Here is a 23,431-nt window from a genome sequence, read left to right as displayed (position 1 = left end):
GATGCGTCGCTTTTGCCAGGCCGGTACGCCCAACGGCAGGTTTGCGGGGCCCGTGCGCCGGCCAGCCGGAGTCGGGGATGGAAGGACGGTCGGTGTCGTCGATCATCGAGCTGGGCGCGGCGGTGCCGCTGCCGGTGCCGGCCGTCCTGACCGCCGCGACACCGGCCCCACCGGTCCTGCTCTGCCGTCGCCTCGACGGGTCGACCGCGCTGTGGCGGTTCCCGCGGTGACCGGCCCGGTGATCGAGCTCGGTGAGCTGCGGCACGAGCCGGAGCCCGACACGCTGCCCCGCCCGCCCCGCGCCAACAATCGGCCGCTGCGCTGCGCGCTGGTCCTGCTCTTCGTGCTGGCCACCCTCGTCGCCGCCGGGCCGGTGTCCGGGCGGGCCGTGGTGCCGCTGCCGGCCCGGCTCGGGGCCAATGTGGTGGTCACGGGTGACCTGTTCCTGGTCATCGACCCGATCACCCCCGAGACGCCGCAGCGGCGGCTGGCCGCCTTCCGGCTGCCCGGCGGCGAGCCGGTCTGGCAGGCGCCGTTGCCCGCGGAGGGCCGGTACTGGGGAGTCATGCCGCTGGCCGGGATGCTGCTGGTCACCGGGCACGAGATCGGCTCGGACGGCCGGGGCACGCTGACCGTGGTGCTGGACCGGGCGACCGGGGCGTATCGGTGGCAGCAGCCGGGCAACGCCATTCCGCTGACCGACGGCAACCTGCTGCTGCAGTCCGGCGGCGGTGACGAGCCGGGCAGCCTGCGCGCGGTCGACCCGTGCTGCGGCACCGTGCGCTGGCAGCAGACCACCGCCCCGGGTGAGATCAACTACCGGACGGTCGGGTACGCGGTGGACCGGGTGCTGCTCAGCAACGCGGACGGGTCGGTCGAGGTGCGCGACGCGGCCACCGGCAGAATGCTGGCCCGGCGCGACCTGCGGGCGCGCGGCGGGGCGTACGAGACCATGCAGGTGGTGGACGGCCTCCTGCTCACCGTCGGCGGGGCTCGGGCCACGGTCACCGCCTACGAGCTGGACCGGCTGGACCAGCGCTGGAGCACCACCGCCGACGGCTCGCTGTACGCGACGGAATGCGGCCCCGTCGTCTGCCTGCTGACCCGGGCCGGTCGGCTGCGGGCGGTCGATCCCGCGACCGGCCGGGAGTTCTGGAGCAGCGATCGCTGGGGGTGGGTCTGGCCGGTCGCCGGCCGGCTGGTGGCCACCACGTTGAGCAGCGCCGGTCCCGGAGCGGAGGAACTGGTCGTGCTCGATCCGGCGACCGGCCGGGTGCTGGCCGAGCTGGGCCGTTGGGAGCTGGCCGGGTCCGATCTCGGGGGTCCGATGATCGGGCTACGCCGGCATCCCGGCGGCGGGCTGCTCGTCGCCGAGCTGGACGTCCGTGTGGGCGCGGTGCGGATGCTGGACGTGCTGCCGGACGCGACCGGGGAGTGCCAGGCGAGCCCGGGTCGGCTGCTGTGCCGGCGGGTCGACGGCTCGTTCGGGCTGTGGCGGTTACCCGACTGATCACCAGTTGGCCTGGGCGGGCGGCGGGGGCAGCGGCACCGACGCCGGTCGCAGCACGTATGCCACACCGCCGCTGCCCCGTTGCCAGGCCACCTCGAACCGCTGCCGGGGCACGGTACGGCGTACCGCGTCGTCGTCCGGTGCGTACGGGTCGTTGAGCACGGGGTCACCGTCGGCGGTGAAGCCGACCAGCACCATCAGGTGCCCCCTGGTGTCGTACGCCAGCCCCGGCACCTCGCTGGCCCGGAAGGCGGCGGAGACGATCAACGGGATGCCGACGGCGATGAACTCCTCCGCCTCGGCCAGCGACCGCAGCCGGGTGACGAACGCGTCCACCCCGTGCAGCCCGGCGTACGCGGTGTTGAACGGCCAGTTGCCGGCCCCGGCGTACCCGTGGTCGTAGCAGTGCCGGGCGGCGTGCACCACCATCGGGCGCGGGCCGGGCGGCTCCACCCAGGCGTAGCGCTCCGGCGCCGGCTCGGCGCCCCAGTAGGCGAGCACCATCGAGGTGCAGGTGGGGCTGCACCAGGAGTCGCCGCCGCCACCCCACTGCGGGTGCTGGCCGGTGTGCAGCCGCTGCGAGTAGCGCGGAACGTCCAGCACCCTCCCGCGGCCGGCGCCGGCCGGCAGCTCGGGGACCGGACCGGCGGCGGGTGCCCGGTCGACCGCGCCCCCCGGCTCGCCGGCCGGGTCGGTCGGTGGGTGGCCGGTGGCGACCGCGCCGATGCTGCGCAGCACCGGGCCGGCCGGGCTGCCCGCCGGCCGGCACAGGGTCACCCGGGCCTGCCAGCCGGTGACCACCGCCCCGGTCACGATCAGCGTGTCGGTGTCCACCCGGGCGTCGGCGTCGCGCTGCCCGGGCACCGAGGTGCGCCGCACCGCGTGGTCGTCGGCCGCCCAGCGGGCCAGCAGGTACCAACCGGTGCTGGGCCCGTCCCCGTGCCAGCCGCGCAGCTCGACCTCGATCCAGCAGCCGTCGGGGGTGTCGGCGGTCCAGGACGGCACCACCTCGGCGACCGGGAAACCAACCCGGACCGGCGGCGACGTCCAGCTGCCCCGGGCCACCGACGGGTCCGCGTCGACCGGGGTCAGCCCCCGGTCGTCGGCGCGCGGGCCGTCACCGGTGCCGGCCGTCCGGTCCGTTGGCAGGCGGAAGCCCCGGTAGGCGATGTCCCGCAGGGCGGGTGGTGCCGCGATGGTCATGACAGGTCCGTCCGTCGCTCGGTGCCGGAAGCATCGCGTACGCCGCGATGGTCCGCAACGCCGGCCCGCGCGGGCGGCGAGGGACGATGGTTGCCGGCCGGCACTAGGTTGTCGGTGGTCAGCAGCGAGGAGGCCGGGATGCGGGTACTGGTGGTGGAGGACGAGCGCAACCTCGCCGACGCGATCGCGCGCGGGTTGCGCAAGCGGGGCATGGCGGTCGACGTGGCCTACGACGGTGACGCCGGGCACGAGGCGGCGTTCGTCACCCGGTACGACGTCGTCGTGCTGGACCGCGACCTGCCCGGCGTGCACGGCGACCAGATCTGCGCCGACCTGGCCGCCTCCGGCGCGCTGACCCGGGTGCTGATGCTGACCGCGAGTGGCACGGTGGCCGACCGGGTGGAGGGGTTGCAGCTCGGCGCCGACGACTACCTGCCCAAGCCGTTCGCCTTCGACGAGCTGGTCGCCCGGGTGCAGGCGCTGGGCCGGCGGGCCACCCCGGCCGCGCCGCCGGTGCTCGAACTGGCCGATCTGGTGCTCGACCCGGCCCGCCGGGTCGCCACCCGGGCGGGCGTGCCGGTCGACCTGACCAACAAGGAGTTCGGGGTGCTCAGCGAGCTGCTCAAGGCGCGCGGCGCCGTGGTGTCCAGCGAGGAGCTGCTGGAACGGGTCTGGGACGCCAACACGGACCCGTTCACCACGATCGTCCGGGTCACCGTGATGACCCTGCGTAAGAAGCTCGGCGACCCACCGCTGATCGAGACGGTGGTCGGCGCGGGTTACCGCACCGCCGGGGTGGGCGCATGAGCCGCCGTCTGCGGCCCACCCTGCGGTTGCGGCTGACCCTGCTCAACGGCGTGCTGCTGATCGGCGCGGGAGCGATCCTGGTGCTGCTGGCCTGGCTGCTCGTTCGTGACGCGTTGCGACCGACCGACGAGCTGCTGCCGGGCACGACCGTGGTGCTGTCCGACGGCCGGGTGCTCGAGGCCGCCCAGTGGCAGCGCCAGTTGGTCGACGCCGCCTCCGGGGAGTTGCTGGCCAAGGGACTGGTCGCGTTGCTGGCGATCAGCGTGGTCGGGGTGGCCGGCGCGTACGCGGTGGCCGGCCGGGCTCTGCGGCCACTGCACCAGGTCACCGCGACCGCGCAGCGGCTCGGTGAGGCGACCCTGGACCAGCGGATCGGCTACTCGGGCGCCGACGACGAGGTGGCCGAGCTGGCCAAGACCTTCGACGCCATGCTGGACCGGATCGCGTCCGCGTTCGAGGCGCAGAAACGTTTCGTGGCCAACGCCTCGCACGAGCTGCGTACCCCGCTCGCCGTGATGCGGACCGAGATCGACGTGACGCTCAGCGACGACGATGCGGACGCCGCCGAGTACCGCCGGATGGCGACGGTGGTCCGGGACGCCTCGGAGCGGGCCAACGGCCTGGTCGACGCGCTGCTGGTGCTGGCGCGCAGCGAGGCGCAGGCCGGGCGGCGGCTGGGCCGCCGCACCGAGTGTGACCTCGCCGCCGGCACGGCCAACGCGCTGTCGGCGATGCGCCGGGAGGTGGAGCGGATCGGCCTGCGGGTGCAGACGTCGCTGGAGTCCGCGCCGGTGGTCGGCGACCCGGGGCTGCTGGACCGGCTGGCCGGCAATCTGATCGAGAACGCCGTTCGCTACAACCACCTGCACGGCCGGCTCTGGGTGCGCACCGGCACCGACCGCGAGCGCTCCTGGCTGGTGGTGGGCAACACCGGTTTCGAGGTGGACCAGGCCGACGTGCCGGGCCTGTTCGAGCCGTTCCGGCGCGGTGGCCGGGAACGCACCGGGGCCCGTGGTTCCGGCCTGGGGCTGTCCATCGTCCGGGCGGTCTGCGACGCGCACGGCGGCACGGTGCGGGTGATCGCGCAGCCCGGTGGGGGCCTGGAGGTGACGGTCACCCTGCCGTCGGCGGACGCCCCGGCGGTGACCGGCCCGGTGCCCACCGCCGGCTGACCCGGCTCGGCGGGGTTGCGGGCGGCGCGGATCCGATGGCACGATCACGTGTCAGCTCGAGATCGAGAGGGGGTGCGTCGATGTCCACCATGTCAGGCTCCGCGCCCCGGGTCTGCGTCGGCTGACCCCCGGAGGCGGAGCGTCCCCATCCAGTACGGAGGGAACACCCGTGTATCCACGGATCCGCAACATCAGTTTCGACTGTCACGACACGTACGCCCTGGCCGGCTTCTGGTCGGCGGTGCTCGGGTACGCCCGGCATCCCGAGGACGTCCCGGGTGATCCGGAGGCGGCGCTGCTGCCACCGGACGAGGCGACCCCGGACCTGTTCTTCCAGGCGGTGCCGGAGGACAAGGTGACCAAGAATCGGCTGCACATCTGCCTGGAACCCGTCGAACGGACCAGGGACGAGGAGATCGAGCGGGTGCTCGGCGTCGGAGCCACCATGGTCGCCGACCGACGGAACGCCGACGGTACGGGCTGGGCGGTGCTCGCCGACCCGGAGGGCAACGAGTTCTGCGTGGTACGCAGCGCCGGGGAGCGTGTCCCCACCACCACTGTGAAGGACCAAGCGTGAGTTCGACGATTCACAACATCAGCATCGACTGCCACGACACGTACGCGCTGGCCGGCTTTTGGTCGCAGGTCTTCGACTGCCCCCGGCAGCCGGACGACTTTCCCGGTGACCCGGAGGCGATGCTCCTGCCTCCGGGTGGACCGGAGGTGCTGTTCATCGCCGTGCCGGAGGGCAAGGCGGTGAAGAACCGGCTGCACCTGGACCTGCAGCCCGCCGACCGAACCCGGGACGAGGAGGTCGAGCGACTGCTCGCCATCGGCGCGACGCGCGTCGACGACCAGATCAAGCCGGACGGTTCCGGCTGGGTTGTGCTCGCCGACCCGGAGGGCAACGAGTTCTGCGTGCTGCGCAGCGCGCCCGAACGGGAGGCGTCAGCGGCGGCGGCGCGGGCCGCCGCGGAAGACGGCGAACAGGCCTGACCGCCGGCGTACGGCGTCGGGCCCCGGCCACCCGAGGGTGGCCGGGGCCCGTTCGGTCCGTACGGCTCAGGAGCGCTGCTCGACCTGACCCCGGATGGTGACGAACTCGGCCTTCGCCTCCGCGCCGGACTTGAAGAACATCACCACCAGACCCACGCTGCCCTTGTCGGCCCAGACGCAGACGCCCAGCGGCACACCGTCGGTCGTGCCGTCGCCGCAGCGCGCCTCGCCACCGAGCGGACCGGGCTCGACGGCCGCCATCGTGGCCACCCCGAGCTCGGTGGAGAGCCCGGTCACCGCGGTGTCCAACTCCTTCTTCGGGTCCGACATCAGGCCGGACGTGCCGGCGATCATGACGAGGTCCTCCTCGGCGGGGTTGCCGTAGAAGGCGCCGACGGCGCTGGTCTCGTTCTGCACCGTCGACTTCATCTCGGCGACCAGATCGTCGGAGAGCCTCTGCAGCTCCGGGTCGTCGATCTTCGGCCGGCCGGCGAGGGTGGTCGGCGCGACCACCCGCGTGTTGGTGGCGTCGACGACCTCGCCCACCTCGTCCTTGACCGCGAACCAGGTGATCGCCGCGCCGCCGAGGCAGAGCACCAGCACCACGGCCAGCACGATCAGCACGATGCGGCCGACCTTCGACTTCTTCGCGGGTGGCGGGCCGCCAACCATGCTCGGGTCGCCCCACGGCTGACCCTGCTGAGCGGGCGGGAAGCCCTGCGGCGGCGGCGGGAAGCCCTGCTGCGCGGGTGGGAAGCCCTGCGGTGCGGGCGGGAAGCCCTGCGGTGCGGGCGGGAAGCCCTGCGGTGCGGGCGGGAAGCCGGGCTGGCCGCCGGGCTGCGGCGGCACCGGCTGGCCGGGCTGCTGCGGCGGGGGATAGGAACCGTGGGGCGGTCCGTAGGGGTCGGCCGGCGGCTGGGACATCAGTCAGCTCCAAGATCGGATAGCAAAGCGGGTGATTTTAACCCGGTGACGAGTCCGCGCGCTGCCCGCGGCCGGTGCTCCCGTCCTCGGTACGCCGGGGCAGACGCGATCGCGGTGGCCGGCCCGTCCACGAGGGACGGCCCGACCACCGCGATGGTGGTGCCGCGAACGGTCAGGCGGGCAGGCTCGCGGCCCCGCGCGGCAGGAACCGCTGGCCGGTGACGCGCTCGCTGGTGCCGGTCCGGTCCAGGTACGGCGTGACGCCGCCCAGGTGGAACGGCCAGCCGGCGCCGAGGATCATGCACAGGTCGATGTCCTGCGCCTCGGCGACCACGCCCTCGTCCAGCATCAGCCGGGTCTCCTGGGCCAGCGCGTCGAGCGCGTTCTGCTGTACCTGCTCGGCGGTCAGCGGCTGGTCACCCACGACGAGCAGCTTGGCGACCTCCTCGTTGACCTTGTCGTCGACCACGATGGGCTGGCCCGAGTCGGCGATCCGCTTGAGGTTCTCGCTGACGCCGAACCTGTCCGGGTACGCCGCGTGCAGGGTGCCGCCCACGTGGTGCGCGACGGCCGGCCCGACCAGCTGGAGCAGGGCGAGCGGGCGCATCGGCAGGCCCAGCGGGTCCAGTGCGCTGTTCGCCACGTCCAGCGGGGTGCCGGCGTCGACGGCGGCGAAGACGGTGCCCAGGAAGCGGGTGAGCAGCCGGTTCACCACGAACGCCGGGGCGTCCTTGACCAGCACCGAGGACTTCTTGAGCTGCTTGCTCACCGCGAACGCGGTCGCGAGGGTGGCGTCGTCGGTCCGCTCACCCCGGACGATCTCCAGCAGCGGCAGCACCGCCACCGGGTTGAAGAAGTGGAAGCCGACCACCCGCTCGGGGTGCTCCAGCTCCGCGGCCATCTCGGTGATGGAGAGCGAGCTGGTGTTGGTGGCCAGCACCGCCTCCGGCGAGACGATCTTCTCCAGCTCGGCCCAGACCTGCTTCTTGACGCCCAGGTCCTCGAAGACCGCCTCGATGACGAAGTCGGCGTCGGCGAAGGCGCTCTTGTCGACCGTGCCGCTGACCAGGCCGTACAGCTTGGCGGCGGTGCCCTTGTCCATCCGGCCCTTGGTGACGGCCTTCTCAATCTGGGTGTGCACGTAGCCGACGCCCTTGTCCACCCGGGACTGGTCCAGGTCGGTCATCACGACCGGCACCTGGAGGCGGCGGGCGAACAGCAACGCCAGCTGGCTGGCCATCAGGCCGGCGCCGACGATGCCGACCTTGGTGACCGGCCGGGCGAGGCCCTTGTCCGGCGCGCCGGCTGGCCGCTTGGCCCGCCGCTGCACCAGGTCGAACGCGTACAGGCCGCTGCGCAGTTCCTCGGAGAAGACCAGGTCCGCGAGGGCCTCGTCCTCGGCGGCGGTACCGGCGGCGAAGTCGCCGTCCTTCGCCGTCTCCAGCAGGTCGAGCGCCTTGTACGCGGCCGGAACCGCGCCGTGCAGTCGCTGGTCGAGGGTCTGCCGGGCGAAGTAGAGCACGCCCGCCCACATGTCCTTGTCGACCTCGGGCCGGGTCACGGTTACCTGGCCACGCACCACGCCGGCCGCCCACTCCAGAGACCGCTCCAGGAAGTCGGCCGGCTCCAGCAGCACATCAGCGATGCCCAGCTCGGCGGCCTGCTTCGGCTTGAGCATCTTGTTCTGCATGAGCGGGTTCTGGATGATCACCTGGGTGGCGGCGGGGATGCCGATCAGGTTCGGCAGCAGCTGGGTGCCGCCCCACCCGGGCACCAGACCGAGGGAGACCTCGGGCAGCGCGAGGGCCGCGGCGCCGCCGGAGAGCGTCCGGTAGTGGCAGTGCAGTGCCAGCTCCAGGCCGCCACCCATCGCCGCGCCGTTGACGAACGCGAACGTGGGCACGGTGCTGTCCTTCAGCCGGGCGAAGACCCGGTGGCCGAGCCGGCCGATCTCCAGCGCCTGCGCGCGGTCGGCGAGCTGCGGCAGGCCGACGATGTCCGCGCCCACGCAGAAGATGTACGGCTTGCCGGTGACCGCGATGAATGCCGGGTCGGCGGCGAGCGCGGCGGTGATCGCCTCGTCCAGGCTGGCCAGCCCACCCGGGCCGAAGGTGTTCGGCTTGGTGTGGTCGAAGCCGTTGTCCAGCGTGATCAGGGCGGCGGGTCGGTCCAGCCCCGGTACGTTCACCTGACGCAGCAGCGCCCTGGTGACGACCTCGTTCGGTGCGGCGAGCGCGCTCACTTGTTGCCCTCCGTCCAGTGCGGGTTCTCCCAGATCACGGTGCCGCCCATGCCGATGCCGATGCACATGGCGGTCACGCCGTAGCGGACCTCGGGGTGCTCGGCGAACTGGCGGGCCAGCTGGGTCATCAGCCGCACGCCCGAGGAGGCCAGCGGGTGACCGATCGCGATCGCGCCGCCCCACGGGTTGACCCGCGGGTCGTCGTCGGTGATGCCGAAGTGGTCGAGGAAGGCGAGCACCTGGACGGCGAAGGCCTCGTTCAGCTCGAACAGGCCGATGTCGTCGATGCTGAGCCCGGCGATGCGCAGCGCCTTCTCCGTCGACGGGATCGGGCCGACGCCCATCACCTCCGGCTCGACGCCGACGAAACCGAACGACACCAGGCGCATGGCGACCGGCAGGCCCAGCTCGCGGGCGGTGGCCTCGTCGGCGAGCAGGCTCGCGGTGGCGCCGTCGTTCAGGCCGGCCGCGTTGCCCGCGGTGACCTTGCCGTGTGGGCGGAACGGGGTCTTCAGGGTGCCGAGCTTCTCCAGCGAGGTGTCCCGGGGAGCCTCGTCGACGGTGGCCAGACCCCAGCCGCCCTCCGCGTCACGGATGGACATCGACACCAGGTCGTCCTGGAGCTTGCCGTTCGCGTACGCCTTCGCGGTCTTCTGCTGCGAGGCGAGCGCGAACGCGTCGGTGCGCGCCTTGGTGATGTGCGGGACCAGGTCGTGCAGGTTCTCCGCGGTGGCGCCCATGACCAGCGCGGACGGGTCGACCAGCTTCTCCGCGATGATGCGCGGGTTGGGGTCGACGCCCTCACCCATCGGGTGGCGGCCCATGTGCTCGACGCCGCCGGCGATGGCGATGTCGTACGCGCCCATGGCGATGCCACCGGCGACGGTGGTCACCGCGGTCATCGCGCCGGCGCACATCCGGTCGATGGCGAAGCCGGGAACGGTCTTGGGCAGACCGGCCAGCAGGGCGGCGGTCCGCCCGATGGTGAGGCCCTGGTCGCCGATCTGGGTGGTGGCCGCGATGGCGACCTCCTCGACCCGCTCCGGCGGCAGCTGCGGGTTGCGGCGCAGCAGTTCACGGATGCAGCGGATCACCAGGTCGTCGGCGCGGGTGTTGGCGTACATGCCGCCCGCCTTGCCGAACGGGGTACGGACGCCGTCGACGAAGACGACATCCCGAACTTCACGGGGCACTTGAGCCTCCTTTTCGACCATGATCCGGCCTTCGCGCCGACAGACGGCACTCCGGACTGAACGAGGGTCGCCGACACGGGCAGGTCCCCCGGATGCTACTCGCCAGTAACCAAACTCGTCCCCACCCCCCACTGTGGCCCACCCCACACCCGTCGGGCCGGACGGCAATTACTTCATCACCAACCGCGGTCGGGGTGGGGGTGGGTCAGGGGAGTTCGGGGGTGGGAGGGTCCGGGTTGAGGGCGGGCGTGAGGTGGGGGGTGAGGAGGGCGATCTGCCACTCGCGGGCGTTGAAGCCCCGCAGGGTCTCCGCCACGGTGTCCTCGGTGAGCTCCTCCGGTGGGGTCCAGGCCAACCGGCGCACCGAGTCCGGGGTGATCAGATTCTCCGGGGGCAGGTTGTGCTTGCTGGCGATGCGGACCACCACCTCCCGGGAGCGGGCCAGCCGACCGGCCGCCACCGGGTCCCGCTCGGCCCACCGGTGTGGCGGAGGCGGGCCCTCCACCGCGGGCGTGACCGGCAGTGCGTCATCCGGCAGTTGCCGGGCGTCGTCGAGCGCGGCCAGCCAGGTGCGGGCCAGCCGGCGCACCGACCGACCGCCGAAGCCGGGCAGCGTCAGCAGGGTCTTCTCGTCCTTCGGGTCCAACTCGGCAGCGGCGATGATCGCCGAGTCGGGCAGCACCCGGCCGGGCGCGGCGTCCCGCCGGGCCGCGATCTGGTCCCGCGCGTACCACATCGAGCGGACCCGGGCCTGGGCCCGCGCCCCGCGCACCCGGTGGATGCCGGAGGTACGCCGCCAGGGCTCCGCGCGGACCCGGGGTGGGCGGGCCCCGGTCCGGACCAGGGCGGCGAACTCCTCCGCGGCCCAGGCCGACTTGCCCTGCCGGGCCAGCTCGGCGTCCAGCGCGTCACGCAGGTCGGTGAGCATCTCCACGTCCAGGGCGGCGTAGGTGAGCCACGACTCGGGCAGTGGTCGGCTCGACCAGTCGGCCGCCGAGTGGTGCTTTTCCAGGGTGAACCCGAGCAACTGCTCGGTCAGCGCGGCCAGGCCGACCCGCTCGAACCCGGCCAGCCGGGCGGCCAGTTCGGTGTCGAACAGCCGGCGCGGGCGCAGCCCCACCTCGGCCAGGCAGGGCAGATCCTGGCTCGCCGCGTGGAGCACCCACTCGGCCTCACCGATCACGGCGTCCAGCGCGCTGAGGTCGGGCAGCGGCAGCGGGTCGATCAGCACTGTGCCGGCACCGGCCCGGCGCAGCTGCACCAGGTAGGCGCGCTGGCTGTAGCGGTAGCCGGAGGCCCGCTCGGCGTCCAGGGCGACCGGGCCGGTGCCCGCGGCGAAACGCGCCACGACCTCGGCCAGCTCGGTCGGAGTGGCCACCGGATCGGGGGTGCCGTCACGCGGGGCGGTCAGCGGAACGGGCCCACCGTCGGTCGGGTCGACCCCGTCGCCCGCCGGCTGCGGCTGGGCCGACGGCGGGTGCTGGGGTGCGGTGCCCTGGAGCTCTTCGGCGGGCCGACGGCGCAGGGGTGGTTCGTCGGTCACCTGCCAACCCTAGTGCGCGCGGTGATCCGGCGGGTGCAGCCGGTCCGGCGTGTGTCGGTCGGGTGTCCGCAAGGTGGCCTTTGGATGCCGGTCGAGGGTGGTCGACGGGTCAGGTGGCGCCGGCGGGGCGGCGGTCGGACAGGGCGGTCACCCCGGGTGGAGGCAGGCCCGCCGTGGAGGAGAGCAGCGCGCACCAGCCGAGCAGGTGCGGGGTCAGGTCGTCGTCGACCGGGGTCCACGAGGCGCGGATCTCGATGTCACCGGCGGTGGGTGGGCCGGCCAGGTCGCCGAACCGGGTGGACATGGTCTGGGTGACCGTCCCCCCGATGGCGCGGTGACCGGCGTCGTGGGCGTCCAGCGCGTCGGTCAGCCAGGTCCAGCCGACCCCGGGCAGCAGCGGGTCGGCGGCCAGGTCGACCTCCAGCTCGGCGGTCACGTAGGTGACCAGCCGCAGGGTGCCCTGCCATGCCTCGTGCCCGACCGGGTCGTGCAGCAGGATCAGCCGGCCGGTGGTCACCTCGTCGCCGTCGCGCAGCACCGTCGCGGAGAGCGCGAACGCGTACGGGGCCAGCCGCTGGGGGGCACCGACCTCCTCCAGCGTGATCTCCGGCCGGGGCGCCGCCGACCGCAGCCCGGTGACCGCGCGGGCGAAGGTCTCCGGGAGCGCGATCGGGGGGGCCATGCAGGCAGCCTATGCCGCCGTCGGTCCCCCGGCTTCGACGGCGCGCCGACGCCCCGTTCGGCGGCGGGAAGGTGTTCTTCCTTTCACCCCGGGCGGGGAGGGGGTGGGTGCCGTGGCACGATTGCGGCGATGAGCACGGAGACCACGGGCACTGCCGCCCGAGACGGAGAACAGCGCCCCGGAGGGCCGGCCGACTCGCCCTTCATCCGGGCATGCCGGCGCCGGCCAGGCCCGCACACCCCGGTCTGGTTCATGCGGCAGGCTGGCCGCTCACTGCCGGAGTACCGGGAGATCCGGGCGAGCGTGCCGATGCTGGAGTCCTGCCGTCGCCCGGAGCTGGTCACCGAGATCACGCTCCAGCCGGTGCGCCGGCACGGAGTGGACGCGGCGATCCTGTTCAGCGACATCGTGGTGCCGGTCGCCGCGGCCGGGGTCGACCTGGACATCGTGCCGGGCACCGGCCCGGTGGTCGCCGAGCCGATCCGCACCGCCGCCGACGTGGAGCGGATCCGCCCGATCAACCGCGACGACGTCTGGTACGTGGACGAGGCGGTCCGGCAGCTGGTGGTCGAGCTGGGCGACACCCCGCTGATCGGGTTCGCCGGCGCGCCGTTCACCCTGGCCAGCTACCTGGTCGAGGGGGGCCCGTCGCGGACCCACGCGAAGACCAAGGCCCTGATGTACGGCGATCCGGAGCTGTGGCACGCGCTCTGCGGCCGGCTGGCCGAGGTGACGCTCGCCTTCCTCCGGGTGCAGGTCGAGGCCGGGGTATCCGCCGTGCAGCTGTTCGACTCGTGGGCCGGCGCGCTCTCCGAGGCCGACTACCGCCGCTACGTGTTGCCGCACTCGACCGCCGTGCTGAGCGGGCTGGTCGACGCCGGGATCCCGCGGATCCACTTCGGGGTGGGCACCGCCGAGCTGCTCGGCGCGATGGGCGAGGCCGGCGCGGACGTGGTCGGCGTCGACTGGCGGACCCCGCTGGACGTCGCCACCGGCCGGATCGGCCCGGACAAGGCGGTGCAGGGCAACCTGGACCCGTGCGTGCTGCTCGCGCCCTGGCCGGTGGTGGAGGCCGAGGTGCGCCGGATCCTGGACCAGGGCAGGGCCACACACGGGCACGTGTTCAACCTCGGCCACGGGGTGCTGCCGGAGACCGACCCGGACGTGCTGACCCGGGTGGTCGCGCTGGTGCACGAGCTTTCCAGCCGCCGGGCCGACCAGGGCTGACACGCGATGCGGCAGCCCTGGCGGGTGGCGGTGGTCGGCGGCGGGATCGCCGGGCTGGCGGCCGCGGTCCGGTTGCGCGACCGCACACCGGCGGGCACCGAGATCACGGTGTACGAGCAGTCCGGCGCGCTGGGCGGCAAGCTGCGCACCGGGGAGCTGGCCGGGCAGCCGGTGGAGTTCGGCGCCGAGTCGTTCCTGATGCGCGACCCGACGGGCGCCGAGTCCGCCGCGGTGGCGCTGGCCCGCCGGCTCGGGCTGGCCGACGAGATCGTGCACCCCACCGTCGGGCAGGCCGCCCTGGTGGTCGACGGGGGGCTGCGCCCCATCCCGGGCGGCACCCTGGTGGGCGTACCCGGGGATCTGGATCGGGTGCGAACGGTCGCCCGCCCGGTCGCGGACGCCGACACCGACGGTGGCCGGCCGCTGGTCGGGCCCGACGCGGACGTCTCGGTGGGCGCGCTGGTCCGGTCCCGCTTCGGTGACGAGGTGGTCGACCGGTTGGTCGACCCGATGCTGGGCGGCGTGTACGCGGGCCGCGCCGACGATCTCTCCCTGGTCACCACCATGCCGGCGCTGGCCCGGGCGGCCCGGGTGGAGCACACCCTGACCGGCGCGGTCCGGGCGGCGCAGGCCGCCGCGCCGCGCGCTCCCGGCACTCCGGTCTTCGGCACCCTGGCCGGCGGGCTGAGCACGCTGGTCGAGGCGGCGGTGACGGCCAGCGGCGCGACGGTGCGGCGCGACGCCGCGGTCCGGGAACTGACCCCGACCGACACGGGTTGGCGGCTCACGGTCGGCCCGACCCGGGACCCTGAGCTGGTCGAGGTGGACGCCGTGGTGCTGGCCGTGCCGGCCCGCCCGGCGGCCCGGCTGCTCGCCGGCCCGGCCCCGGCGGCCGCCGCGGGCGTCGGTGCGCTGGACTACGCCAGCGTCGCGCTGGTCACCCTGGCGCTGCCGCAGCCGGAGCTGCCCGAGCTGTCCGGCTTCCTGGTGCCGAGCACCGAGGGGCTGCTGATCAAGGCGTCCACCTTCTTCACCACCAAGTGGGGGCACCTGCGCCGGCCCGACGGGCTGGCGCTGGTCCGCGCCTCGGTGGGTCGGTACGGCGAGGAAGCGCAGCTCCAGCGCCCGGACGCGGATCTGGCGGCCACCGTGCACCGGGAGTTGTCGGCGGTACTCGGCGCGCCGCTGCCCGCCCCGGTCGACGGGCACGTGCAGCGATGGGGAGGGGCTCTGCCCCAGTACACCCCCGGGCACGCCGACCGGGTCGCCGCCGCGCGGACGGCGTTGCGGGCCGCGCACCCCACCCTGGTCCTTGCCGGCGCCGGCTACGACGGCGTCGGCATTCCGGTCTGCGTCCGCTCCGGCGAGACGGCGGCCGACGAGATCATCACAGCACTGGGAGGATCGGCGAGATGACCGAGCAGACCAACGCGGCCCGAATGCGGGAGCTGAACGACAGCATCCGCTACACCATGTGGTCGGTGTTCCGGGCCAGCGCCCCGCTGCCGTCGCTGCGGGACAACGTCACCGGTGAGGTCGAGTCCCTCTTCGAGGAGCTGGCCGGCAAGGACGTCGTGATCCGCGGCGTGTACGACGTATCCGGGCTGCGCGCCGACGCGGACATGTTGATCTGGTGGCACTCCGCCTCCAGTGACGCGCTCCAGGACGCGTACCTGCGGTTCCGCCGCACCACGCTGGGGCGGGCGATGACCCCGGTCTGGTCGCAGATGGCGCTGCACCGGCCGGCGGAGTTCAACAAGAGCCACATCCCGGCGTTCCTGGCCGGGGAGGAGGCCCGCCCGTACCTCTGCGTCTACCCGTTCGTCCGCTCGTACGAGTGGTACCTGCTGCCCGACGCCGAGCGGCGCGAGATGCTGGCCGAGCACGGCCGGCAGGCCCGTGGCTACCCGGACGTGCGGGCCAACACCGTGGCCTCGTTCGCGCTGGGCGACTACGAGTGGATGCTCGCGTTCGAGGCCGACGAGCTGCACCGCATCGTCGACCTGATGCGTGACCTGCGTGCCTCCGGCGCCCGCCGGCACGTCCGGGAAGAGGTTCCCTTCTACACCGGTCGCCGCCGCTCGGTCGCCGAGATCGTCAACTGCCTGGTCTGAGCCCGGGGGCGCGGCTCAGAGCGGGCGGAGCATGACCTGTTCGCGGCGTACGCCGTCGGGCAGGAGGTCGCCGAGCTCGTCGGTGCGGCTGAAGCCGGCGCGCTGGTAGAGGGCCTTCGCCGCCGCGTTGTCCGGCATCACACTGAGGCGCAGCCGGTCGGCGCCGCTCTCGCGGGCCCAGTTCGCCACCGCGTCGATCAGTTGGTGGCCGACCTTGCGGCCGCGCCCCTCGGGGTGCACCCACATCGAGATCAGCTCCGCGACGAGCGGGTCCGGCGTGGGTACGCCGCTGGCCATCCCGACCGGCCGCCCGTTCAGGCTGGCCAGCAGGTTGTGCGAGCCGGGGATGCTCAGCCGGTCGCGCCAGCGCTGCTCGCGGTCGCCGTCGCCCTGCCAGTCGGCCAGCCGGGAGCCGAACGCCTCCGGTGCCTCGGTGAGGGCGGCGAGCCGCAGCTCGCGCCAGGTGGGCCAGTCGTCGGGGGTGAGCACGGTCATCTCGATCATGTCGGGATGATGCCGGTGACCGGCGGGGGCGCACCACCGGATTTCCCCGCCGGCCGGCGCCGCACCCCCGCCCGGGTGCGGCGCCGACCGGGGATCAACTGGTCGTCGTGCAGGAGACCAGCGGAACCTGGTTGCTGCCGTTCCACGAGCCGAGGAAACCGAACGTGGTGCTCGCTCCGGCGGCGAGGCTGCCGTTGTGGCTGACGTTGCGCGCGGTGACCAGCGTGCCGTTGCTGGCGACGGCGGCGTTCCACGCCGAGGTGACCTGCTGGCCGTTGGCGTAGTTCCAGCTCACCGACCAGCCCCTGGTGGGTGAGCCGCCGGCGGTCACCCGCACCTCGGCCTGGAAGCCGCCGGGCCACTGGCCGGTGACCGCGTACGTCGCCGTGCAGGCGCCGGCCGGCGGCGGCGTGGTCGGCGGGGGAGTGGTGGGTGGCGGCGTGGTCGGTGGCGGCGTGGTGGGCGGGGGAGTGGTCGGCGGAGGCGTGGTGGGCGGCGGGGTGCCCGGTCCGCCGGAGAAGTCCACGTCACTGCACAGGTAGTACGACTGGTCCAGGTGGCTGGCCTGCCAGATGGTGTAGACGATGTGCCGGCCGGTGCGGCCCGACGCGTTCACCGGGATCTCGATGGAGACGCCGCCGGTCTCCTGCTTCCACTGCGAGGCCGGGGTGTTGCCGATCTGGCCGGACAGCACCAGGTCGTCCCAGCCGAGCGTTTCGGTCAGCGGGTTGAAGCCCTGTCGGGTCACGTACACCCGGATGTAGTCGGCGCCGTGGCTGGCCTGGTCGAAGAAGCGGACCCGGAAGTTGCTCGACACCGGGGTGGCCTTCCAGGCGCCGACGGTGTCCAGGGCGTTGTACCGACCGCTCTGGGTGCGCCCGCCGCTGCACAGTTGACCGTTGGGAATGGCGCCCTGGTGGTTGCCGGCCACGCCCTCGCGGAACAGGCCGTTCCAGTTCCACATGGCGTTCGGGTCGGCCTGCCAGGCCTGCCAGCACATCGGGTCCTCGGTGGCCATCCGAGGGTTCTGGAAGTCGCTGCCCCAGCGTTGCCAGCAGCTGTAGTTGCGCGAGGCCGGGTCAACGACCGAGCCGTGCGCCGAGGCGGGCCGGACCAGTGCGGTGGTCAGCGCGGTGGTGAGCAGGAGCGTGGCGGCCGCCGCGCTGGCGAGCAGCCAGAGCACGCGTGGTGATCGGACGAGAGTGGACATGGAGCCCCCGGGGGGATGAGGTCGGACGACGACACCCGGACCGCCGGGAGATGCCCGCTCCCGTGCCTACTCGCAGGCTCCCGCGATGGCTCTACCCGGCACGATGCCAGGCAGATCGTCAGCCGTCAATGCCGTCGCGACGCATCGGGGTGTGCGGGATGCCGTCCTCGACGTACTCGGGGCCGCTGACCGTGAAGCCGTGCCGGGTGTAGAAGGCGACCAGGTGCGACTGGGCGTCCAGCACGCAGGGCCGGTTGCCCACCACCTCCAGCGCCGCGGTCATCAGCCGGCCGGCGTGCCCGCCGCCGCGCGCGGCGGGGGCCACCACCACCCGGCCGATCCGGGCGACGCCGTCCGGGTCGGCCAGGATCCGCAGGTACGCCAGCGGCGCGCCGCCGTCGGTCAGCCAGAGGTGCCGGGTGCCGGGTTCCACGTCCCGTCCGTCGAGCTCCGGGTACGGGCAGTGCTGCTCGACCACGAACACGTCGATGCGCAGCTTGAGCAGGTCGTGGAAGGTGTGGGCGTTCAGGTCGGCGAAGGACGCCGTCCGGACCTCGATGGTCTGCTGGGGCACCCACCGATGGTAGGCCGTCCGGTCGGGCGGGGCCCGAGGCGTCCTGCCGATGGTCACGGTACGTCCGCCCGGGTGGGGGCGAGGTAGGTGGCGGCCACGGCGGTGAGCAGCAGCGCGCCGCCGACGATCACCGGCAGCGGGAGCGGCTCGTGCAGCAACGCCACGGCCAGCGCCGCCGCGGTGAGTGGTTCGAGCAGGGTCAGTACAGCGGCGACGCTGCCCGCGGTGGTGCGCAGCCCGGCGTAGAACAGCGCGTACGCCACCGCGGTGGTGATCACGCCCAGGTGCAGCAGCAGCGCCACGGTGTCGACGCGTACCGGTACGCCGACCCCGGCGACCAGCGCCAGCGGGGCCAGGGTCAGCGCACCGATCACGGTGGAGATGGTGGTCAGCGTCATCGGCGCGGTGCGCTGCGACACCTGCCGGGTGATCAGGGTGGTCACGGCGTAGCCGAGGCCGGATCCGGCCGCCGCGAGCAGGCCGAGCAGCGGGGCGGGCGCCGCCGTGGTGGGCTCCGCGGTGGCACCGGTGATCAGGGCGAGGCCGGCCACGGCGGCACCCAGCGTCCCGAGCCGCAGCGGGCCGGGCATCCGGCGGGCCCGCACCGATTCCCACGCCGCGGCGAGCACCGGGGCGAGGCCGAGGCTGACCACGGTGGCCACGCCGACTCCGGCCAGGGCCACGGCGGCGAAGTAGAGCGCCTGGTAGAGGCCGAGGCCCACGCCGGTGAGCAGCAGCGGCACCGGCGCCGCGCGCAGGGCGGCCAGGATCGCGCCGAGCCGACCGGCGGTGCACGCCAGCAGGACGAGCGCGGCGATGGCCAGGCGGTGGAAACCGATGCTCACCGGGCTGAGCCCGGTGCTCTCGCGCAACAGTTGCACCGCTACGCCGGTGGTGCCCCACAGCACTCCGGTGACGGTGATCTGGATCAGGCCGGTGCGGGCCTGGGTGACGGCCGGGGCCGGGGCGGCCGGCGGCGCGGTACGGGAGGTGGACACGGGTGCGCTCCGAAAGGGTGAGCCGTTGACGGGACGACGTCGACGGAGCGCGTACGGCGAGGTGGCCGAGTCGGGTCAGTGACCGCTCGGCGAGAGGCGTGGCGCTCCGGTCAGGAGCGCGGCGGGGGCAGGACGCCCAGGAACGGCCGCATTCCACGACCGTACCGCAGGGGCGGGATCAGGCGGGGCGTGCCCCGACGGCGTCGCGGATCTCGGCGCCCTCGGCGCCCTCGACCGCGCGGGCGCAGTGCCCGCAGCAGAAGAACCGGCCGTTGACCTCCACGCCGTGCCCGACGATCTTGATTTCGCAGTGCTCACAGATCGGTGCCAGTCGGTGGATCGCGCACTCGAACGAGTCGAAGGTGTGCACGTCGCCGCTGACCGTGCGCACCTCGAACGCCATCCAGTAGTCGTTGCCGCAGACCTCGCACGTAGCCATAGAAACCCCCGTATCAGGACATGTGTCTTCAGAATGCCTCGCCGTGTGGCGGTACCGGGCGGAATGCCGCTACCCGGACGACCTCAGCGGCGTGTCGGCTCCGGCGTGTCGTCCGTTAGGCCGAGTGAACCGCCGCAGCACCGGGAGGGATCGCAATGATCAAGCGCAACAAACTCTTCGGCAACCAGACCCGGGTCACCTTCTGCCTGCCCCGGGACATCCCGTCCGGCCCGGTGAGCGTGGTGGGCTGCTTCAACGGTTGGGAGCCCGGTCGGCACGAGCTGGTGAGCCGCCGCGACGGCACCCGGACGGTGACCGTGCGGCTCGGGCCGGGCGAGTACCGGTTCCGCTACCTCGCCAGCGGTGGGGTCTGGTTGGACGACGAGTCGGCCGACCAGGTCGACGAGCGGGGTGGCCTGCTCCGGCTCTGACAGAAAACTCGTCACCATCGATGTATTTATCGATGGGGGTCTTTACTGTTAACAAAGTTTAAATTACGTTGAGGGGCACTCACCGGACCTGGAGAAGGAGCTGCCCCGATGCGTCGAAGAATCACCGTCCCGCTGGTGGCGGCGGGCGCCGTCGCCGCCACCCTCACCGTCGCCGCGCCCGCCCAGGCGCACGGCTACGTGTCCGCCCCACCGAGCCGGCAGGCGCTCTGCGCCCAGGGCCGGGTGCCCGACTGTGGGCAGATCAAGTACGAGCCGCAGAGCGTCGAGGGGCCCAAGGGCCTCCGCAGCTGCCACGCCGGCATCGCCCACTTCGCCGTCCTCAACGACGACAGCCGGGGCTGGCCGGCGACGTCGGTCGGCAGCTCGCTGACCTTCACGTGGGTGAACACCGCCCGGCACGCGACCAGCAACTGGGAGTACTGGATCGGCAACACCCGGGTCGCCTCGGTCAACGGCAACGGCCAACAGCCGGGCGCCACCGTCTCGCACAATGTCAACCTCGGTGGCTTCTCCGGCCGGCAGAAGATCCTCGCGGTGTGGAACATCGCCGACACCGCGAACGCCTTCTACTCCTGCATCGACGTGCAGATCGGCGGCGGTGGCGGCCCGGGGCCCAGCCCCACACCGACCCCCACCCCGACTCCGACCCCGCGGCCGACCCCCACCCCGACGCCGACCAACCCGCCTGCGGGCGGCACCTGGGCGGCCGGTCGGGCGTATCAGGTCGGTGACCAGGCCACCTACGGCGGGTCGACGTACCGCTGCCGGCAGGCGCACACCGCCATCGCCGGGTGGGAGCCGCCGAACGTGCCGGCGCTCTGGAGTCAGGTCTGACCGCACGGGTGCGGCCCCGGTCGCACCCGTGTCGCCGTCCTCGCGTGATCGGAGCAACCCGGCATGACCCGCCGAACCCCGCTGGCGCCCCTGCTCGCCGTGCTGCTGCTCACCGCCGCCTGCGCCGGACCGCCCGCGTCGACCCCGTCGGCCGTGCCTCAACCGGCGCCCACGTCCCCGGCCGGGTCGGCAGCGGCCGGGGACGCGCTGAGCGGCATCGACGTGGTCTTCCTGACCACGATGGTCGGGCACAGCGAACGCACCCTGGAGATCGTCCGGCTGGCTCGGGACCGGGTGCGGGACGGCTCGCTGCGCACCCTGGCCGCCGCCATCGACGCGACCGAGGCGGATGAGCTGGCCGCCATGCGCGGCTGGTTGCTCACGGCGGGCCCGAGTGCCAGCGCGGGCGCGCACCACCACGCCGGACACGGCGACGACGCCGCGCTCGACCGGCTACGGGCCGCATCGGACGCCGACGTCGACCGGGTGCTGCGCGAGGTGCTCGCCGACCACCAGCGGGCGGCGGCCGACCTGGCCCGGGCCCAGGTCGACGTGGGCCGCAGCGAGCAGGTTCGCGACCTGGCCCGGCGGATCGAGCAGTCCCGCACCGCCGAGGTCGAGCTGCTGACCGGGGCCGCCGGCCGCGCGGCGGTGACCGGGGTACGCCGCTGACGCCCCGCCGCGCGGTGGCTGCTCAGCTCAGCGCGATTCCAGCCGGATGGAGACCGAGTTGACGCAGTGCCGGGTGTCCTTCGGCGTGAAGCCCTCGCCGTGGAAGACGTGCCCGAGGTGGCTGTTGCAGCGGGCGCAACGGATCTCCGTACGGACCGCGCCGAGGCTGCGGTCCTCGATCTCCTTGACCCGACCCGGGATGGCGTCGTCGAAGCTCGGCCACCCGCAGTGCGAGTCGAACTTCGTGTCGCTGGAGAAGAGTTCCAGCCCGCAGGCGCGGCAGTTGTAGACGCCAGCGGTCTTGGTGTCCACGTACTCACCGGTCCACGGGCGTTCGGTGCCGGCCTCCCGGAGCACGTGGAACTCCTCGGGGGTCAGCCGGACCCGCCACTCGTCATCGGTCTGGGGCAGTTCGTTGTCGTCAAGACTCACGCCCCAACCGTACGTCGAACGTCGGGGGCGTGGCATAAGGTCGCGGGATGGGTGGCACCAAGGCAGCGGTCGCCGAGGTCGAGGTGGCCGGGCACACCGTCCGACTGAGCAGTCCCGACCGGGTGATCTTCCCGCAGCGGGGCTTCACCAAGGCGGACGTCTTCCACTACTACCTCGCGGTCGGCGACGGGATCATGCGCGCCCTGCGGGACCGGCCCACCACGCTGCAACGCTTCCCCGAGGGCGTCGAGGGCGAGATGTTCTTCCAGAAGCGGGTGCCGACCCGGGGTGTCCCGCCCTGGGTGACGACCGCGGAGATCACCTTCCCGAGCGGCCGGAGCGCGGCTGAGCTCTGCCCGGCCGATCTGGCCCACGTGGCCTGGGCGGCACAGATGGGCACGATCGTGTTCCACCCGTGGCCGGTGCGCGCCGCCGACGTGGACCGCCCCGACGAGCTGCGCATCGACCTGGACCCGCAGCCCGGCACCGACTTCGCCGACGCGGCGCGGGCCGCCGGGGAGGTCCGCGCGGTGCTCGACGAGCTGGGCGCCACCGGCTGGCCGAAGACCTCCGGCGGTCGGGGCGTGCACGTCTACCTGCGCATCGCCCCACGTTGGACGTTCACCGAGGTGCGCCGGGCGACCATCGCGCTCGCCCGGGAGGTGGAGCGCCGCTGCCCCGAGCTGGTCACCACCGCCTGGTGGAAGGAGGAGCGGGGCAGCCGGGTCTTCGTCGACTTCAACCAGATGGCCCGGGACCGGACGATCGCCTGCGCGTACTCGCTGCGGGCCAACGCGCGTGCCACCGTTTCCACCCCGGTCACCTGGGACGAGCTGCCCGACGTCGACCCCGACGACTTCGACCTGCGCACCGTCCCGGCCCGGCTCAAGGAGCGGGCCGACCCGCACGCCGGCATCGACGACACCCCGTGGGACATCACCCCGCTGCTGGAGTGGGCCGAGCGGGACGCCGCCGCCGGCCAGGGCGACCTGCCGTACCCGCCGGACCACCCGAAGATGCCCGGCGAGCCCAAGCGGGTCCAGCCCAGCCGCGCCAAGCGCACCCCTGGCGACGACAGCGCCTGACCGACCCCTGCCTCATGGCGGCGGCTGGGCCGTCCATGCCAGAAACCGGTTGAACAACTCCTGCGGGTCGGGTGCGGGGTTGGGGTTGAGCCTGTACAGGTCGGCCGTGGCGTCGAACAGCTGACCGGCCATGTAGATCGACAATGCCACCCGGTCTGCCCGGTACTCCACCCGCATCAGCATCCGGGCGGAGGCGCACGGCCAGGGGGCAGCGCACACCCGGCAGAGCCACAGGGGTCGGCGCGGCAGGTGCTGGTGCACGGGATGAAGGTTTCTCAGTGGACCGCGGTAATCGGCGGGTGAGGTGTTCGGCGCGGGCATACCCTTTACGGTGACCGAGGCGTTGCCTCGGGTCAAGGAGTCTGGTCAACTGTTTACGGTCCGCCGTATGGAGCTGGTGGGCGCTGCGGAGATTCGCGTGATGCTCGGCGGTATCAGCAAGCAGCGGGTGTACGTGATCACCAGTCACCGGAACTTCCCGGATCCGGTGGCGGACCTGGTGCAGGGAAAGGTCTGGCGGAAGTCGGATGTGATGGCCTGGATCAGGGAGCATCGGCCGGAGTTGGCCGAAGGCTGAGAAGGGCCCTCGGCGCGGCCGGGAACTGTCGTACACCTGTT

General features: G+C 73.2%; 27 protein-coding genes. 14 read left to right on the top strand and 13 right to left on the bottom strand.

What is annotated here, in order from left to right:
- Positions 1 to 92: 92 nt before the first annotated feature.
- Together ABZU69_RS05040 and ABZU69_RS05035 are read left to right on the top strand one after the other, a co-directional pair.
- Positions 93 to 230 (top strand): hypothetical protein, encoded by a 138-nt coding sequence (locus ABZU69_RS05040; RefSeq protein ID WP_354963111.1) that lies wholly within the window; start codon positions 93 to 95, stop codon positions 228 to 230.
- Positions 227 to 1,510, top strand: coding sequence for a PQQ-binding-like beta-propeller repeat protein (locus ABZU69_RS05035; RefSeq protein ID WP_354963110.1), 1,284 nt, complete (start codon positions 227 to 229; stop codon positions 1,508 to 1,510). Before ABZU69_RS05040 ends, ABZU69_RS05035 begins: the two co-directional genes overlap by 4 nt.
- On the opposite strand, the gene ABZU69_RS05030 is transcribed toward ABZU69_RS05035, so the two are convergent.
- On the bottom strand, positions 1,511 to 2,713 hold the full coding sequence (locus ABZU69_RS05030; protein WP_354963109.1) for a peptidase C39 family protein: 1,203 nt from the start codon (positions 2,711 to 2,713) through the stop codon (positions 1,511 to 1,513).
- Between the two features lie 138 nt (positions 2,714 to 2,851).
- On the opposite strand from ABZU69_RS05030, the gene ABZU69_RS05025 reads away from it, so the two are divergent.
- From ABZU69_RS05025 to ABZU69_RS05010, 4 genes are all read left to right on the top strand, one after another.
- Positions 2,852 to 3,520 (top strand): response regulator transcription factor, encoded by a 669-nt coding sequence (locus ABZU69_RS05025; protein ID WP_354963108.1) that lies wholly within the window; start codon positions 2,852 to 2,854, stop codon positions 3,518 to 3,520.
- Positions 3,517 to 4,692, top strand: a complete 1,176-nt coding sequence (locus tag ABZU69_RS05020) for a HAMP domain-containing sensor histidine kinase (RefSeq protein ID WP_354963107.1) — start codon at positions 3,517 to 3,519, stop codon at positions 4,690 to 4,692. Before ABZU69_RS05025 ends, ABZU69_RS05020 begins: the two co-directional genes overlap by 4 nt.
- Positions 4,693 to 4,861: 169 nt before the next feature.
- Positions 4,862 to 5,269, top strand: coding sequence for a VOC family protein (locus tag ABZU69_RS05015; RefSeq protein ID WP_354963106.1), 408 nt, complete (start codon positions 4,862 to 4,864; stop codon positions 5,267 to 5,269).
- Positions 5,266 to 5,688 (top strand): VOC family protein, encoded by a 423-nt coding sequence (locus ABZU69_RS05010; RefSeq protein WP_354963105.1) that lies wholly within the window; start codon positions 5,266 to 5,268, stop codon positions 5,686 to 5,688. Before ABZU69_RS05015 ends, ABZU69_RS05010 begins: the two co-directional genes overlap by 4 nt.
- A 66-nt stretch (positions 5,689 to 5,754) precedes the next feature.
- Here the strand turns inward: ABZU69_RS05010 and ABZU69_RS05005 are convergent, their stop codons facing one another.
- The 5 genes from ABZU69_RS05005 to ABZU69_RS04985 form a co-directional block, all read right to left on the bottom strand.
- On the bottom strand, positions 5,755 to 6,612 hold the full coding sequence (locus ABZU69_RS05005; RefSeq protein WP_354963104.1) for a hypothetical protein: 858 nt from the start codon (positions 6,610 to 6,612) through the stop codon (positions 5,755 to 5,757).
- Positions 6,613 to 6,784: 172 nt separating this feature from the next.
- Positions 6,785 to 8,854, bottom strand: a complete 2,070-nt coding sequence (locus tag ABZU69_RS05000; protein WP_354963103.1) for a 3-hydroxyacyl-CoA dehydrogenase NAD-binding domain-containing protein — start codon at positions 8,852 to 8,854, stop codon at positions 6,785 to 6,787.
- Positions 8,851 to 10,047, bottom strand: coding sequence for an acetyl-CoA C-acyltransferase (locus tag ABZU69_RS04995; protein ID WP_354963102.1), 1,197 nt, complete (start codon positions 10,045 to 10,047; stop codon positions 8,851 to 8,853). Before ABZU69_RS04995 ends, ABZU69_RS05000 begins: the two co-directional genes overlap by 4 nt.
- 205 nt (positions 10,048 to 10,252) lie before the next feature.
- Entirely contained in the window at positions 10,253 to 11,590 is a 1,338-nt protein-coding gene (locus tag ABZU69_RS04990) for a ribonuclease D (RefSeq protein ID WP_354963101.1), read from the bottom strand.
- Positions 11,591 to 11,699: 109 nt separating this feature from the next.
- Positions 11,700 to 12,272: a DUF3000 domain-containing protein gene (locus ABZU69_RS04985; RefSeq protein ID WP_354963100.1), complete on the bottom strand. Its 573-nt coding sequence runs from the start codon at positions 12,270 to 12,272 to the stop codon at positions 11,700 to 11,702.
- Positions 12,273 to 12,401: 129 nt separating this feature from the next.
- Between ABZU69_RS04985 and hemE the strand changes: the two genes are divergently transcribed.
- Genes hemE through hemQ form a run of 3 tightly spaced genes read left to right on the top strand, consistent with a single transcriptional unit; the run spans position 12,402 to position 15,613 of the window.
- On the top strand, positions 12,402 to 13,499 hold the full coding sequence (gene hemE / locus ABZU69_RS04980) for a uroporphyrinogen decarboxylase (RefSeq protein ID WP_354963099.1): 1,098 nt from the start codon (positions 12,402 to 12,404) through the stop codon (positions 13,497 to 13,499).
- Between the two features lie 6 nt (positions 13,500 to 13,505).
- The gene (hemG, locus tag ABZU69_RS04975) at positions 13,506 to 14,915 is read left to right on the top strand and encodes a protoporphyrinogen oxidase (protein WP_354963098.1); all 1,410 of its coding nucleotides are present in this window, start codon (positions 13,506 to 13,508) and stop codon (positions 14,913 to 14,915) included.
- Positions 14,912 to 15,613, top strand: a complete 702-nt coding sequence (hemQ, locus tag ABZU69_RS04970) for a hydrogen peroxide-dependent heme synthase (protein ID WP_354963097.1) — start codon at positions 14,912 to 14,914, stop codon at positions 15,611 to 15,613. The genes hemG and hemQ overlap by 4 nt, the downstream gene beginning before the upstream one ends.
- A gap of 15 nt (positions 15,614 to 15,628) precedes the next feature.
- On the opposite strand, the gene ABZU69_RS04965 is transcribed toward hemQ, so the two are convergent.
- The 5 genes from ABZU69_RS04965 to ABZU69_RS04945 form a co-directional block, all read right to left on the bottom strand.
- Entirely contained in the window at positions 15,629 to 16,117 is a 489-nt protein-coding gene (locus ABZU69_RS04965; RefSeq protein ID WP_354963096.1) for a GNAT family N-acetyltransferase, read from the bottom strand.
- 94 nt (positions 16,118 to 16,211) lie between these two features.
- Entirely contained in the window at positions 16,212 to 17,327 is a 1,116-nt protein-coding gene (locus tag ABZU69_RS04960; RefSeq protein ID WP_354963095.1) for a lytic polysaccharide monooxygenase, read from the bottom strand.
- Between the two features lie 118 nt (positions 17,328 to 17,445).
- Positions 17,446 to 17,901 carry a GNAT family N-acetyltransferase gene (locus ABZU69_RS04955; protein WP_354963094.1) on the bottom strand — a complete coding sequence of 152 codons (456 nt, stop codon included), beginning with the start codon at positions 17,899 to 17,901 and terminating at the stop codon, positions 17,446 to 17,448.
- 53 nt (positions 17,902 to 17,954) lie between these two features.
- Entirely contained in the window at positions 17,955 to 18,899 is a 945-nt protein-coding gene (locus ABZU69_RS04950; protein WP_354963093.1) for a DMT family transporter, read from the bottom strand.
- A 178-nt stretch (positions 18,900 to 19,077) separates the two neighbouring features.
- Positions 19,078 to 19,338 (bottom strand): Prokaryotic metallothionein, encoded by a 261-nt coding sequence (locus ABZU69_RS04945; protein WP_089017074.1) that lies wholly within the window; start codon positions 19,336 to 19,338, stop codon positions 19,078 to 19,080.
- A 155-nt stretch (positions 19,339 to 19,493) separates the two neighbouring features.
- On the opposite strand from ABZU69_RS04945, the gene ABZU69_RS04940 reads away from it, so the two are divergent.
- The 3 genes from ABZU69_RS04940 (at position 19,494) to ABZU69_RS04930 (ending at position 21,296) form a co-directional block, all read left to right on the top strand.
- Positions 19,494 to 19,769, top strand: coding sequence for an isoamylase early set domain-containing protein (locus tag ABZU69_RS04940; RefSeq protein ID WP_354963092.1), 276 nt, complete (start codon positions 19,494 to 19,496; stop codon positions 19,767 to 19,769).
- 108 nt (positions 19,770 to 19,877) lie between these two features.
- Positions 19,878 to 20,624, top strand: a complete 747-nt coding sequence (locus ABZU69_RS04935) for a lytic polysaccharide monooxygenase (protein ID WP_354963091.1) — start codon at positions 19,878 to 19,880, stop codon at positions 20,622 to 20,624.
- Between the two features lie 63 nt (positions 20,625 to 20,687).
- A complete protein-coding gene (locus ABZU69_RS04930; RefSeq protein ID WP_354963090.1) occupies positions 20,688 to 21,296 on the top strand; it encodes a DUF305 domain-containing protein in 609 nt (202 codons plus the stop codon).
- 27 nt (positions 21,297 to 21,323) lie between these two features.
- Here ABZU69_RS04930 and msrB read toward each other — a convergent pair whose 3' ends face one another.
- Entirely contained in the window at positions 21,324 to 21,728 is a 405-nt protein-coding gene (gene msrB, locus ABZU69_RS04925; protein WP_354963089.1) for a peptide-methionine (R)-S-oxide reductase MsrB, read from the bottom strand.
- Positions 21,729 to 21,775: 47 nt separating this feature from the next.
- Between msrB and ligD the strand changes: the two genes are divergently transcribed.
- The gene (gene ligD / locus ABZU69_RS04920) at positions 21,776 to 22,813 is read left to right on the top strand and encodes a non-homologous end-joining DNA ligase (RefSeq protein ID WP_354963088.1); all 1,038 of its coding nucleotides are present in this window, start codon (positions 21,776 to 21,778) and stop codon (positions 22,811 to 22,813) included.
- A gap of 12 nt (positions 22,814 to 22,825) precedes the next feature.
- Here ligD and ABZU69_RS04915 read toward each other — a convergent pair whose 3' ends face one another.
- Positions 22,826 to 23,074, bottom strand: a complete 249-nt coding sequence (locus tag ABZU69_RS04915) for a hypothetical protein (RefSeq protein ID WP_354963087.1) — start codon at positions 23,072 to 23,074, stop codon at positions 22,826 to 22,828.
- A 127-nt stretch (positions 23,075 to 23,201) separates the two neighbouring features.
- Here ABZU69_RS04915 and ABZU69_RS04910 point away from each other — a divergent pair, with 127 nt between their 5' ends.
- On the top strand, positions 23,202 to 23,390 hold the full coding sequence (locus ABZU69_RS04910) for a hypothetical protein (RefSeq protein WP_354963309.1): 189 nt from the start codon (positions 23,202 to 23,204) through the stop codon (positions 23,388 to 23,390).
- Positions 23,391 to 23,431 lie beyond the last annotated feature (41 nt).

It is taken from the genome of Micromonospora sp. NPDC005206 (genome assembly GCF_040608175.1).
Lineage (GTDB): Bacteria > Actinomycetota > Actinomycetes > Mycobacteriales > Micromonosporaceae > Micromonospora.
This window is presented reverse-complemented; position numbering and strand designations above follow the sequence as displayed.

What these genes read in the sequence shown, in the direction of transcription:
- ligD (WP_354963088.1), top strand. Translation starts at nt 21,776, where the DNA reads ATGGGTGGCACCAAGGCAGCGGTCGCCGAGGTCGAGGTGGCCGGGCAC.
- ABZU69_RS04930 (WP_354963090.1), top strand. Translation starts at nt 20,688, where the DNA reads ATGACCCGCCGAACCCCGCTGGCGCCCCTGCTCGCCGTGCTGCTGCTC.
- ABZU69_RS04965 (WP_354963096.1), bottom strand. Translation starts at nt 16,117, where the DNA reads ATGATCGAGATGACCGTGCTCACCCCCGACGACTGGCCCACCTGGCGC.
- ABZU69_RS05030 (WP_354963109.1), bottom strand. Translation starts at nt 2,713, where the DNA reads ATGACCATCGCGGCACCACCCGCCCTGCGGGACATCGCCTACCGGGGC.
- ABZU69_RS04935 (WP_354963091.1), top strand. Translation starts at nt 19,878, where the DNA reads ATGCGTCGAAGAATCACCGTCCCGCTGGTGGCGGCGGGCGCCGTCGCC.
- ABZU69_RS04985 (WP_354963100.1), bottom strand. Translation starts at nt 12,272, where the DNA reads ATGGCCCCCCCGATCGCGCTCCCGGAGACCTTCGCCCGCGCGGTCACC.
- ABZU69_RS04940 (WP_354963092.1), top strand. Translation starts at nt 19,494, where the DNA reads ATGATCAAGCGCAACAAACTCTTCGGCAACCAGACCCGGGTCACCTTC.
- ABZU69_RS05025 (WP_354963108.1), top strand. Translation starts at nt 2,852, where the DNA reads ATGCGGGTACTGGTGGTGGAGGACGAGCGCAACCTCGCCGACGCGATC.
- ABZU69_RS04945 (WP_089017074.1), bottom strand. Translation starts at nt 19,338, where the DNA reads ATGGCTACGTGCGAGGTCTGCGGCAACGACTACTGGATGGCGTTCGAG.
- hemE (WP_354963099.1), top strand. Translation starts at nt 12,402, where the DNA reads ATGAGCACGGAGACCACGGGCACTGCCGCCCGAGACGGAGAACAGCGC.
- ABZU69_RS05005 (WP_354963104.1), bottom strand. Translation starts at nt 6,612, where the DNA reads ATGTCCCAGCCGCCGGCCGACCCCTACGGACCGCCCCACGGTTCCTAT.
- ABZU69_RS04960 (WP_354963095.1), bottom strand. Translation starts at nt 17,327, where the DNA reads ATGTCCACTCTCGTCCGATCACCACGCGTGCTCTGGCTGCTCGCCAGC.
- ABZU69_RS05020 (WP_354963107.1), top strand. Translation starts at nt 3,517, where the DNA reads ATGAGCCGCCGTCTGCGGCCCACCCTGCGGTTGCGGCTGACCCTGCTC.
- hemQ (WP_354963097.1), top strand. Translation starts at nt 14,912, where the DNA reads ATGACCGAGCAGACCAACGCGGCCCGAATGCGGGAGCTGAACGACAGC.
- ABZU69_RS04910 (WP_354963309.1), top strand. Translation starts at nt 23,202, where the DNA reads ATGGAGCTGGTGGGCGCTGCGGAGATTCGCGTGATGCTCGGCGGTATC.
- hemG (WP_354963098.1), top strand. Translation starts at nt 13,506, where the DNA reads ATGCGGCAGCCCTGGCGGGTGGCGGTGGTCGGCGGCGGGATCGCCGGG.